The sequence below is a fragment of the Pseudomonas sp. LBUM1662 genome (assembly GCF_059695915.1).
In genome coordinates, this window is sequence record NZ_CP166793.1 from 3,277,125 (window position 1) to 3,288,844 (window position 11,720).

An 11,720-nucleotide genomic window follows, 5' to 3' on the forward strand; every position below is an offset into this window, starting at 1 on the left:
CAGATTCAGTGGTTGTTGTTCAGCGGCTGGGCGCCAAGGGCGGCGAAGCCTGCGATCCATTCGGGAATCGGACGGTAGTAGCGCCCTTCGGTCTGATAAGGGCCGAAGGCGCAAAGGGCCGCGAAGGCGGCGACCCAGGTTTTCACTTCGTGAGTGGACTTGCCGGCCAGTGACGACAGTTCGTCATTGCCCAGGGCATCGAGGTCGCTCAGGCGACCCTGTTCCAGGGTGTCGAGAAACTGCTGATCCCACGTGGGATTAAGCGGATGCAGACTGCGTTGGTCTTCAACGAAATCCCGGGCGGCCTGGATCACGCGCTCCTGGCGCGCCTGTCGCTCATCAGCCGGCAATTGGCGACCGCTGCCCATCAGTCGATCGGCCATACGCGCATCGACCTTGGCCAGTTCCGGCACCGGAGGTTGATGGGACAGTCCCCCGGAAGCCAGGAACAGCACGCGCTTGTTCAGCGACTGCGCCCACTGGCCGATCGCTTCACCGAGCAGGCGAGCACGCTTGAAGCCGGGCAACGGCACGGCGACCGAATTGATGAACACCGGAATCACCGGGCATTCCCTTAAACCGCCCAGCAACAGCTCCAGCGGTTGGGCGAACGCGTGGTCGACCTGCATGCGATAGGAAACGGCAGCGTCGACACCGGCATCCAGGACCGCCTGGGCGCAGGATTCGGCCAGCGTTTTGGGCACGTCCAAGGGGCCGGCGGCGGTGTCGAAATCACCGATGGCATGGGCGGCCATGCCGATGCAGAAGGCCGGCATCACGTCGTAGAAAAAGCCGTTGTAGTGGTCGGGGCCGAAGAGCACGATCAGCTCCGGCTCGAAGCGGGCGATGCGCTCACGGGCATCAGCGATCATGCCCTCGACCTCGGCCAGCACGTCGGGCGTCGGATCGACGTAGCCCACCAACGGCGTATGGGATAGGCAATGCAGATAAGCGCTCATGTCAGGCCACCTTGCTGGCGGGGATCGCCACTTCGGGTTGCGGCAGGGCCTTGATGGCCAGGGCCAATTCATCACAGGCCTGGCCGACGGTTTGCGGAATGGCCAGGCCGGCAAGGAAGCGATCCGGACGCACCAGGGCAATCGAGGCCGAACCGCGGGCGAACCATTCCTTGAGGCGGCCGGTGCTGTCACCGATGCGGATCACCCCTTGGCTGACGTCACTGGCGGCTTTGAGTTGGACGTCCGGCAGTACCTGGATAAAACGCGTGCCTAGTGCTTGCCATTGATCGATCTGTGCAGGCGTCAGGCCCCAGGTCGGGTCGCAGCCCCAGGCGATAATCGCGAAGTTCTCGCCGATCACCTCATCCAGCAACACGGTTTCGCCAGCTTCGGTCAGTACCCGGGGCTGAATGAACATCTTGCCCACGGGTGAGCCTTTTTCGCCGGGTACGATCAAGGCGCCCTCGGTGTATTGCGGCATCGGCTTGAAGCGCATTTCCACGAAGTAGCGTTTGACGGGCGGCACATAGTTGAGCAGCCACGACAAACCATCACGCAAGGTGCCTTGCCAGCGTTTTGGCGGTGCCAGCACGTGGCCGGCCAGCACCGAAAGGTCGATCATCGCCTTGGCGTGGTCACGGCGTTCCTGTTCATAGCTGTCGAGCAGGCTGTCGGCGGCCAGGCCTTTGATCACCAGTGACAGTTTCCAGGCCAAGTTGGAGGCGTCGCGCATGCCGCTGTTGTAACCCTGTCCCTGCCATACCGGCATGATGTGCGCGGCATCGCCGGCCAGCAGCACCCGGCCCTCACGGAACCGACCGGCCAGGCGAGCGTTGTGGGTATAGACGCGGCTGCGGATCAATTCGATGCGATCCGGATTTGGCAGCACCTTGGCCAGCAGCTTGCGCATGTTCTCGGGTTTGCTCAGTTCGGCTTCGGTCTCGCCAGGCATGACCATGAATTCGAAACGGCGAACAGCGTGGGGCAGGGCGGCTGAAACGTAAGGGCGCACCGGGTCGCAGCACAGGTAAACATGGGGCGTGCTCAGCGGGTCGTTGGCGATGTCGACAACGATCCACTGATTAGGCGCGGTCTTACCCTCGAAACTGATGTTCAGACTGCGTCGCACCAGACTGTTGCCACCGTCGCAACCAATCAGATAACGGGCCTGAAGGCGCTCACCGCGACCGTTCTGATCCTTGAGGTTCAGCACTACGCCGCTGTCATTGTGTTCGAAGCCTTCGAGCTCACGGCCGAACAGCACCTTGACGTTGTCAAAGCGCTGCAGGCCTTCGAACAGTACGCGGTCGGCCAAGGGCTGGATGAAGGCGTTGCGGCGCGACCATCCGAACTCATCGGTCTTGGGCTGTATATCGGCAAAGCAGCGACCCCTGGGGGTCAGGAAGCGCATGGCGTGCCAGGGAGTGGTGTGCGGCAGCACGTTGTCGGCCAGGCCGACGGCCTGGAAAGTACGCAGGCTTTCGTCGTCCAGACCGATGGCGCGGGGGTAGTCGATCAGGCTGTCGAGCTTTTCCACCAAGGTGACGTTCACACCACATTGGCCCAGGTAATTGGCGATCATCAAGCCGACAGGTCCGGCACCAACGATGGCGACGTCGGTGGTCAGGTCCAATGTGGATGGAGTGGGTGCAGAACTCATGGTCATCTCCGTACAGCGCTTTTGGATTTCTTGTTGGGCGCAGTATGGAAATCACAAGGCTGGTCGACAACGACAACCCTTGTTAGTGTGCACTGAGTGCACATGATTGATTTACAACAATAAAGGAGCAAACCATGAGCGAGACCGAATACAAAGCCGTGCGTGGCCTGATGCGAGGTCTTGCACTGATCAACGGCTTGAACCGCTTCGACGGCGGCGCCAGCACCGCGCAACTGGCGGAGCAGAGCGGGCTGCACCGCACCACCGTGCGCAGGCTGTTGGAGACCTTGCAGGCTGAAGGTTATGTACGGCGTAGCGAGTCGGATGACAGCTATCGATTGACGCTGAAAGTTCGCGAACTCAGTGAAGGTTTTCGCGATGAACAATGGATTTCCTCCATCGCCGCCCCCTTGCTCGGCGAGTTGTTGCAGGAAGTCATCTGGCCGACCGACCTGTGCACGCTGGACGGCGATGCCATGGTCATTCGCGAGACCACCCATCGCTTCAGCCGCCTGTCGTTTCACCGATCCATGGTTGGCCGGCGCCTGCCGTTGCTGATGACCGCGACCGGACGTGCATACTTTGCGTTCTGCCCACCCGCCGAGCGGGAAGAGCTGATCGAATTGATGATCGGCCGCGAAGATGAACAATCACCGCTGGCCGCCGACCGTCGTTTTGTCGAGCGACTGGTGGAACACACCTTGGCCAAGGGGTATGGCGAAAACAATTCACACTGGGGCAAGGAGCGCAAGATCGCCGCCATTGCGATCCCGGTCATGCACGAGGAGCGGGTGATGGGCTGCCTGAATCTGGTCTACATCGCCAAGGCGATGCCCATTGAGGAAGCTGCGCGCCGTTATCTGCCCGCGATGCAGGGCGTAGTGAAACAGATCCAGGTTCAATTGGGTTGATGTCGCCTGCGTCTGACAGTCAACTCACAGGGTTCTGTTTTGCGGTTTTGCTGAAAAGCCCGTTCGCCACCAGCGCCTATCCGGGGCCTTGCCTGCCTGTCGATAATTCCTCATCACATGTTCGCCGGTGCTGACTTGGTAGTCCGGCCGCAACGTCTGTTCTGTACGGCGCGCGAGAGGTATTTGCAGGGTTCATTCTTCCCTGGGTTTCAGGGGGGAGCGCCTATTAGTGCCTGAATGTGTGTGGGGCCACCGCTGTCCATGTCACGCAGGTAGTAATTCAGGAATCAGAATGCGTGCCATGCGAGCGCTGCGATCCTTGCGGTCTTGCGCAGTGTCTTCGCTGTGCAGCAATGACAAGCTGATTTGATAGGCATAGATCAGATAAGCGCGATCGCAGGCTTCGCTCTGCGTCACGTCAGCTTGTATCAGAAGGCCCTCGATATAGTTCAGGCGATAGCGGTCGACTTCGTCGATGGCTTGCCGGGCTTTATCGTCCCGGCGTGCCCAGGCGCGTATCCCCAATTCAATGGCGGCGGCTTCGCGAGCGGTCTGGCCGTGGGAGGGCAGCTCTAGCAAGCGTTGCAATTGCTGGAGCGGTGAAGTGTGCGCGGTACGCAGTTGAAGGATGACATCCTCGGTCGCACGGGACCGCCAGTTGCCCAGAATGCCTTCGAGTAATTCACCACGGCTTTTGAAGTGGTAGTAAAAGCTGCCACGGGTGATCTTCAACTCCTTGGCCAAAGTGTCGACCCGAACGGCGTCTACGCCGCTGGTAACCAGGACATGCTGTGCGGCATGAATCCAATCTTCTCGAGTGAGACTGGTGCGTGTTGACATTGTGCTAGGGCCTTGTCCAACCAACTGGATGAGTGCCGGGGGCGGGTAGGGCGCCTCGGGCAAGGAAAAACATTCTAACGCCTGGCGGCTTTCCAGGCAGCCGCAATTCACAGGTGTATTGAACAGTTCTTTTTGTATCCGGCTGACCGTTCATCATAAAGATACAGTTATGTATCCTATCAGGAAAATCATTTTCCCGCTCTAGCACCTGATTCTGCGCCCAATACTGACATACATGTCTGTATTTTGCGTGTTGACGTGCCCGGGTTTCCTCTCTAGCATACAGATACACATCTGTATCTTCATAAATAAAAACAACCGGAGGCCTTATGGGCGGTATTGGAAAAACCCTGCTGGCAGCAGGACACAAGACCAACTATCACGAAGCAGGTCAGGGCGATGCTCTGTTTCTGCTCCATGGCTCCGGTCCTGGCGTTTCGGGCTGGACCAACTGGTCCCGGAGCATGTCGGCCTTCTCTGACAAATGGCGGGTCATCGTGCCGGACATTGCCGGTTTCGGTTTCACCGAGTTCCAGGAAGAGGCCAAGTACGACATCAAATTGTGGGTCAACCACCTGGTCGGCATCATGGATGCGCTGGATATTGCCAAGGCCTCTTTCGTCGGCAATTCCTTTGGCGGCGCGGTCGCCATTGGCCTGGCGGTGTTCGCCCCGGAGCGGGTCGACAAGCTGGTCCTGTTGGGAACGCCTGCCGGTGAATTCGTGCAGACGCCGGGGCTACGCGGTGCATGGGAGTACGAACCATCCCTGGAAAACATGCAGCGGCTGATGGCGCTGTTCCCATACGACGAGGCCTTGATCACGCCCGAGCTGGTCAAGGCGCGTTACGAAGCCAGTGCCCGCGCCGGTTCCCAGGAAGCCTTGCGCAAGCTCATTCCCAAGCCAGCCGCCGAGGGCGAAACGCTGGTCAAGGGTTTCCCTGCCGCGGCATTGGCCAAGATCATCGCGCCGACCCTGGTCGTGCATGGCCGTGAAGATCGCGTGGTGCCGCCCTCCTGCGGAATGCTGATCGCCAATAGCGTACCGAATGCCGATTTGCATCTGTTCGGCCGTTGCGGCCACTGGGTGCAAAGCGAGCAACCGCGTCGCTTCGTGGCGCTGGTTCGCGACTTCCTGAGCGAGTGATCCGACATGAGCCGAAATCTACTGGAGCGAGCGCTGTGGCAACTCTCAGTTGATCGCGCCTCCAAAGAGCGTTTTCGCGAAGACCCCAAAGGCTTTCTCGGGCGTTTCGCATTGAGTGAAGAAGAAGTTGAAATGGTCGTGGGTTTCGATGTCGCCGCTCTGCAAGCGGTCGGGGTCAATCCGATGTTGACCATGGGCTTCTGGCAGGAGTTGGCACCTCAGCGAAGCATGTCGCTGTACAAGCAGCGCCTGGGTGCAACCGACGAACAACGCGCGGCTTTCTCCGCCGCACTCAAGGGGTGATCCAATGGGCAAGATAGTAGGTGGTTTCTGGATGCCGCATGACCCGGTCATGTTCGTCGCCCCCAACGCGCCGCCGCAGGCCCAAGGTGATGCGGTCTGGGATGCATACGAGCAATGTGCCCAGCGCCTGGCGCAGTTGGCGCCGACCTCGGTGATCATCGTCGGCTGCGATCATTACATCCTGTTCGGCACCCAGTGCCTGCCGCGCTATGTCATCGGTACCGGTGATGTCGATGGTCCACTGGATCGGTTGCCGGGGCTGGAACGAGGTGTGGTGCGCAACCAGGAACAACTGGCCGGTCATATCGTCTCGCATGGCGAAGGGCAGGGCATCGACTGGACAGTGGCGCGCAGCTTCACCGTGGATCACTCGTTCTCGATTCCACATCAGCTGACGGTCAAGCCGGCTGAGCAGATTCTCGGTCGAGAGTTGCCGACTATTCCTGTGTACCTGGCCTGTGGCGTGGACCCATACATTTCGCTCAAGCGAGCTGCCGACCTGGGTCGCCAGATCCGTGCGGCGGTGGAGTCGTTCGATGCTGACGAGCGCGTCGTCATTATCGGTAGCGGCGGCATCAGCCACTGGGTAGGCACGGCGGAAATGGGCCGGGTGGCCGAGGACTTCGACCGAGAGATTCTTGCTCACGGCGTCAACGGCGATCTGCAAGCGCTATGCGCCTATTCGGATGAAGAGATTTTGCGCCGCGCCGGCAATGGCGCCATGGAAATCCGCAATTTCGCCTGCGCCATGGCTGCCGTCGCCAATCCGGCCGGTGAAGTCATCGCCTATGAAGCCGTGCCTGCCTGGGTCACCGGGTTGGGTTTCTTGCAACTGTTTGCTGGTGAGGAAAAGTCATGAGCCGAGTATTGCTGTGCCAGCGCGATGAACTGTCGCCAGGTGAGTTGAAAAAAGTCAGCCATGGCGCTGCAGAAGATATCTGTGTGTACAACCTGGGCGGCACGTTCTATGCCACCTCTGACATGTGCACACACGCCACGGCTTCCCTGGCAGAAGGCGATCTGGAAGACCACCTGATCACCTGCCCGGTGCATTGGGGGCAGTTTGATATCCGGACGGGCGAAGCAGTGACCTTCCCCTGTGAAAAGCACCTTCGCACGTACCGGATCATCGTTACCGACAAAGAGGTTTTCGCCGACCTCGAACATGCCAGCGATGCCGCACTGGCTGACGCCTGACGCCCGGCACGAAGGCCTGTCTTTCCACCCGTATTCCTTGTGAGTCCAGAACAATGGATAACTGCAAACACATACCACTCAGAACCATTGAGCCTACACCCAGCCTGCCCAACCTTGACCGGGTATGCGACATGGAGGAAGGCCGCTTGTCCGGCAAGGTGTTCTGGGATCAGGCCATCTACGAACAAGAACTCGAGAAGATTTTCGCGCGTTGCTGGCTGTTCGTCGCCCATGAATCGCAGTTGCCGAAGTCGGGTGACTATCTCGCCACCAGCATGGGCGAGGACGAGGTCCTGGTGGTACGCCAGAAGGACGCATCGCTCAAGGTATTCCTCAATGCCTGCCCACACCGTGGCAACAAGATCTGTTTCGCCGAGGCGGGTAATGCGCGTGGTTTTATCTGCAACTACCACGGCTGGTCATTCGGTGCCGATGGCGGCCGGTTGCTGGGTATGCACGAATCCAAGTGCTATGAGGAAAGCAATTTCGACAAGTCAAAACATGGACTGCGCGAAGCACGTGTTGCGACCTACAAGGGCCTGGTATTTGCCACCTTTGCCGACGATGCACCGACACTTGAAGAGTACCTGGGGCCAATGACCTGGTACCTGGATGTCATGCTCGACATGGACGAGGGCGGCAGTGAGTTTCTCGGTGGTTGCATCCGTTCAACCATCGAATGCAACTGGAAGGTCGCGGCTGAAAACTTCGTCGGCGACATTCTCCACGGTGGCTGGACACACGACTCCGCGGCCAAGGCCATGCTCGGCGGGCCGGTGGCCAATGTCGGCGACCTTCCCGAATCGTATTCAGTGAACTGGAATGGCCACGGCTACGAGTTCGCCACCGATGTGGTGGGCAACGCTGCAACCCTGGGCGAAAAAGACATCAACAAATACCTGCACGTATTGCGCCCGAAAGTGGCGGAGCGTCTGGGCGAGTTCCGCTCCAAGCTGATCGGTTCGATTTCATCGTTCACCGTGTTCCCCAACTTCTCTTTCTTGCCGGGGCAGAACACGGTTCGCATCTGGCAACCGCGAGGGCCCCACAAGATAGAGCTGTTTACCTGGGTCATCGTCAACAAAAATGCACCACAGGACATCAAGGACAAATGGCGCCGTGGCGCGATGATGACCTTCTCTCCGACCGGCGTATTCGAAATGGACGACGGCGAGAACTGGGAGTACTGCACCAAGACCAGCCGCGGGATGGTCACGCGCTATCAGGATTTGTACGTCGGCCTTGGCATGGATACGCGCATCGAAAACAGCGAACTGCCTGGCAATGTCTTCAAGGGGCAACTCAACGAATGCAACTCGCGCGCGTTCTATCAGCGCTGGAAAGACCTGTTGCAATCGCCCACCTGGGCGGACGTACCAGATCGTAACGGCAAGATGCGTTGAGGGGACCGAAATGAATGCTTTGCCAATGGAACAACCCGTTGCATTCGAAGACAAACGCGCCGTCGAGGCCTTTTTGTTGCGTGAGGCTCGCCTGCTCGACAACGAGTCCTGGGATGAGTGGCTGCAGTCGCTCAGCGAGACCATCCACTATTGGATGCCCGGTATCGAGAACCGCCGACGCGAAGACAAGTCTGGCCCCTACAGGCTGGAACACATGGCCTTCTTCGACGACGGCATGCGCGATCTGCAGCGTCGGGTCGCACGGTTCAAGCAGCCGTCGGCCTGGGCTGAAAATCCACCGACGCGCAACGTTCACCTGATCAGCAATATCGAGGTGTTTGCCGGTGAACAGGAAGGCGAGTTCATTGCGTTCTCTTGCTTCATGAACATCCGCAGCCGTGGTCTGGACGAGTCCCATCAATTGGTCGGGCGCCGTGAGGATGTGTTGCGCCGCGAAGCCGACGGACTGAAGTTGCTGAAGCGCAAGATCCTGATTCCAAACGCAATGTTGTTGTGCAAGAACATCAACACTTTCCTCTGAGGATACGCACATGGGTTGGCTCGAAGGACAAGCAGCATTGGTCACTGGCGGCACGGGCGGCATCGGTAGCGCCATCGTTCGGCGTTATGTGAACGAAGGCGCACGGGTGTGCGTCATGGCGCGTGACGACGAACAGCTGAGCGCACTGCGCAGCGAACTGGGCGACGCCATCATCACGGTGCAGGGCGATGTCTCGAAATATGAAGACAATCAACGCGCAGTGGCGGCCACACTGAATGCGTTCGGCAAGCTCGACACGTTTGTCGGCAACGCGGCGGTGTTTGACTACTTCACGCGCCTGGACCGCATTGCCCCTGAAGAGTTTGAAAGTGCATTTCAGCGCTTGTTCGCCATCAATGTTCAGGGCTACATGCTGGGCGCACGATGCAGTACTGATGCCTTGCGCGCCAGTCGCGGCAGCATGATTTTCACCCTCTCCAACAGTGCTTTCTATGCCGGCGGTGGCGGCATTCTCTACGTCACCGCCAAACATGCGCTGGTCGGCATGATCCGTCAGCTGGCCTACGAACTGGCTCCGGATATCCGCGTGAATGGCGTAGCTCCCGGGGCGACCAATACACCCATGAAGAGTCTCGATGGGCTTAATTCGCGAAGTGTTCCGCTCAACCAGATCCCGGGTTTCGAGCAAGGCGCCGCGCAGGCGGTGCCGCTTCAGCGCATCGCAGAACCGGAGGATCACACGGGCCACTATGTGCTGTTGGCCTCCCGTGAAAACTCCGGGTTGACCACCGCCAACATCATCCACAGCGATGGTGGCTGGGAAGTTCGCAGCCCGGGCGCGGCCAGCCACAGAAAGGCCTGAAGTCAGCCTTGTAGTTGTACCCATAACAAGAGAAAAGACCCATGAGTGTCTACAGCCGTTCCTTGAGTGCACCCCAACAGAAGTTGCTGAAACTGTTCGCTGGTTTACCGATGCCGGTCCTGGCCGCCCCGATGTTCCTGGTTTCCGGGCCGCAGTTGCTCAATGCCTGTTGTCAGGCAGGTATTGTCGGCAGCATGCCAGCGCCCAATGCACGTACCGTAGAGCAACTGGACTACTGGCTGACTCAGATCGTTGTCGAGCGTGAGGCCGCGAAAACACATGGCCAGATCTGGGCACCCTGGATGCTGAACATGATCGTGCACAGCACCTACGATCGGTTCGAAGCCGAGTTGGAGCTGGTCAAACACTATCAGCCGCAGATCGTTTCCACGGCCCTGGGTAGCCCCAAGCGCGTGCTGGAAACAGTCCATGGTTATGGCGGCGTAGTGATCGCTGACGTCATCACTCCGGCCCTGGCACGCAAGGCTGTCGATGCGGGGGTCGATGGTCTGGTGTTGGTCTGTAACGGTGCCGGCGGCCATACCGGCAGCTACAACCCTTTTGCCTTCGTCGCTGAAGTCCGCGAGTTCTGGGACGGGCCGCTCGGTCTGGCCGGCGCTGTTTCGAATGGGCGCGACATCCATGCGGCGCAAGTTTTGGGCTGCGATTTTGCCCTGGTGGGTACTCGTTTGGTCGCGGCCCACGAGAGCCTGGTCGAAAACGCCTACCGGGAGATGCTGGTGGGCTGCTCTATGGATGACGTGGCTACCACCAAAGCGGTCAGTGGGGTACTCGCGACCTGGATGAAACCTTCCCTGGAAAAGGCCGGTATTGACCCAGACGCCGAGAACAACACGCGTATCGATTTTTCCGGTGACATTGCCTCCGCCAACAAAGCGTGGAAACACGTGTGGTCAGCGGGGCAGGGCGTAGGGCAGATCAAGCGCAGCTACAGCGTCGCCGAGCTGGTCGATGAGTTGCATCAGGGTTACCTGACCAGTCAGCAACGCTCGCATTGAGCGGTTACTACCAATTGTTGAGGAGCTACTCCATGAACCACGATTCCATTCAGGCTGCCGCCTCGGCTTTGGCGCAGGCGCGCATGACGCGAACCCCCTGCGGGCGCATCTCCGAGCGCTTCCAGATTTCCACGCTGGCTGATGCTTATGCCGTACAGGAACTCAATACCCAGGCCGCGCTGGCCGCCGGGCGTCGCCTCAGCGGGCGTAAAATCGGCTTGACCTCACTGGCCGTGCAAGAACAGTTGGGCGTCGATCAGCCAGACTTCGGCATGTTGTTTGCCGATATGGAAAACGGCGATGGCGATGCCATCGACAGCTCCCGCCTGATTCAGCCCAAGGCCGAGGGTGAGATCGCTTTCGTGTTGGGGCGTGACTTGCCCAATCCGGACACAACCCTGGGCGAGCTGATGAGCGCGGTGGAGTACCTGGTGCCGGCGCTGGAAATTGTCGATTCGGCTATCGAAAACTGGAAAATCACCCTGGTCGATACGGTGGCCGACAATGCTTCTTCGGGACTCTACGTCCTGGGCAAGAGTCCTGTGCGCCTGGCCCATCTGGACCTTGCGCTGGAAGGCATGTTGCTGGAAAAAAATGGTGCTCAGGCGTCAATCGGTGTGGGCGCAGCCTGCCTCGGCAACCCGCTGGACGCCTGCCTGTGGCTGGCGCGGACCATGGCCGAATTTGGCCGGCCACTGCGCGCAGGCGACGTGCTGTTATCCGGAGCCTTGGGCCCCATGGTGCCGGTGACCACCGGTGACAGCCTGCGCTTGAAACTGACCCGACTGGGTGAAGTGAGCTGCCGATTCGTATGAGTGTGATGCGCTGACCGTTTGGGGTCATGCGACAGGGGGCCGGGTTGTTGAACCTGCACCCGTAAAAACAAAAATAATGATGATGAGACAGCAGACCTGTCTGT

The 11,720-nt window shown here is 59.4% G+C and carries 13 protein-coding genes; 10 read left to right on the plus strand and 3 right to left on the minus strand.

What is annotated here, in order from left to right:
• Window positions 1-5: 5 nt before the first annotated feature.
• Together mhpB and ACA049_RS14805 are read right to left on the minus strand one after the other, a co-directional pair.
• The gene (gene mhpB / locus ACA049_RS14800) at window positions 6-959 is read right to left on the minus strand and encodes a 3-carboxyethylcatechol 2,3-dioxygenase (protein WP_497336608.1); all 954 of its coding nucleotides are present in this window, start codon (window positions 957-959) and stop codon (window positions 6-8) included.
• 1 nt (window position 960) lies between these two features.
• Complete coding sequence (locus ACA049_RS14805) at window positions 961-2,619, minus strand: bifunctional 3-(3-hydroxy-phenyl)propionate/3-hydroxycinnamic acid hydroxylase (protein WP_497336610.1); 1,659 nt, start codon at window positions 2,617-2,619, stop codon at window positions 961-963.
• A 134-nt stretch (window positions 2,620-2,753) separates the two neighbouring features.
• Here ACA049_RS14805 and ACA049_RS14810 point away from each other — a divergent pair, with 134 nt between their 5' ends.
• Window positions 2,754-3,530: a DNA-binding transcriptional regulator gene (locus tag ACA049_RS14810; protein ID WP_223503036.1), complete on the plus strand. Its 777-nt coding sequence runs from the start codon at window positions 2,754-2,756 to the stop codon at window positions 3,528-3,530.
• Between the two features lie 264 nt (window positions 3,531-3,794).
• Here ACA049_RS14810 and ACA049_RS14815 read toward each other — a convergent pair whose 3' ends face one another.
• The gene (locus ACA049_RS14815; protein ID WP_223503034.1) at window positions 3,795-4,370 is read right to left on the minus strand and encodes a TetR/AcrR family transcriptional regulator; all 576 of its coding nucleotides are present in this window, start codon (window positions 4,368-4,370) and stop codon (window positions 3,795-3,797) included.
• 329 nt (window positions 4,371-4,699) lie between these two features.
• On the opposite strand from ACA049_RS14815, the gene ACA049_RS14820 reads away from it, so the two are divergent.
• From ACA049_RS14820 to ACA049_RS14860, 9 genes are all read left to right on the plus strand, one after another.
• Entirely contained in the window at window positions 4,700-5,515 is an 816-nt protein-coding gene (locus ACA049_RS14820; protein WP_497336613.1) for an alpha/beta fold hydrolase, read from the plus strand.
• Between the two features lie 6 nt (window positions 5,516-5,521).
• Window positions 5,522-5,818: an extradiol ring-cleavage dioxygenase gene (locus tag ACA049_RS14825; RefSeq protein WP_128607770.1), complete on the plus strand. Its 297-nt coding sequence runs from the start codon at window positions 5,522-5,524 to the stop codon at window positions 5,816-5,818.
• Window positions 5,819-5,822: 4 nt separating this feature from the next.
• The gene (locus ACA049_RS14830; protein WP_497336615.1) at window positions 5,823-6,677 is read left to right on the plus strand and encodes a DODA-type extradiol aromatic ring-opening family dioxygenase; all 855 of its coding nucleotides are present in this window, start codon (window positions 5,823-5,825) and stop codon (window positions 6,675-6,677) included.
• The gene (locus ACA049_RS14835; RefSeq protein WP_497336617.1) at window positions 6,674-7,015 is read left to right on the plus strand and encodes a non-heme iron oxygenase ferredoxin subunit; all 342 of its coding nucleotides are present in this window, start codon (window positions 6,674-6,676) and stop codon (window positions 7,013-7,015) included. The genes ACA049_RS14830 and ACA049_RS14835 overlap by 4 nt, the downstream gene beginning before the upstream one ends.
• A gap of 131 nt (window positions 7,016-7,146) precedes the next feature.
• Window positions 7,147-8,418, plus strand: coding sequence for an aromatic ring-hydroxylating oxygenase subunit alpha (locus ACA049_RS14840; RefSeq protein ID WP_497336619.1), 1,272 nt, complete (start codon window positions 7,147-7,149; stop codon window positions 8,416-8,418).
• Between the two features lie 10 nt (window positions 8,419-8,428).
• Complete coding sequence (locus tag ACA049_RS14845) at window positions 8,429-8,959, plus strand: 3-phenylpropionate/cinnamic acid dioxygenase subunit beta (protein WP_497336621.1); 531 nt, start codon at window positions 8,429-8,431, stop codon at window positions 8,957-8,959.
• A gap of 10 nt (window positions 8,960-8,969) precedes the next feature.
• Window positions 8,970-9,782 carry a 3-(cis-5,6-dihydroxycyclohexa-1,3-dien-1-yl)propanoate dehydrogenase gene (gene hcaB / locus ACA049_RS14850; protein WP_497336623.1) on the plus strand — a complete coding sequence of 271 codons (813 nt, stop codon included), beginning with the start codon at window positions 8,970-8,972 and terminating at the stop codon, window positions 9,780-9,782.
• A gap of 41 nt (window positions 9,783-9,823) precedes the next feature.
• Window positions 9,824-10,801, plus strand: a complete 978-nt coding sequence (locus ACA049_RS14855) for an NAD(P)H-dependent flavin oxidoreductase (protein ID WP_497336625.1) — start codon at window positions 9,824-9,826, stop codon at window positions 10,799-10,801.
• Window positions 10,802-10,833: 32 nt separating this feature from the next.
• Window positions 10,834-11,616 carry a 2-keto-4-pentenoate hydratase gene (locus tag ACA049_RS14860; protein ID WP_497336627.1) on the plus strand — a complete coding sequence of 261 codons (783 nt, stop codon included), beginning with the start codon at window positions 10,834-10,836 and terminating at the stop codon, window positions 11,614-11,616.
• The last annotated feature ends 104 nt before the right edge of the window (window positions 11,617-11,720 follow it).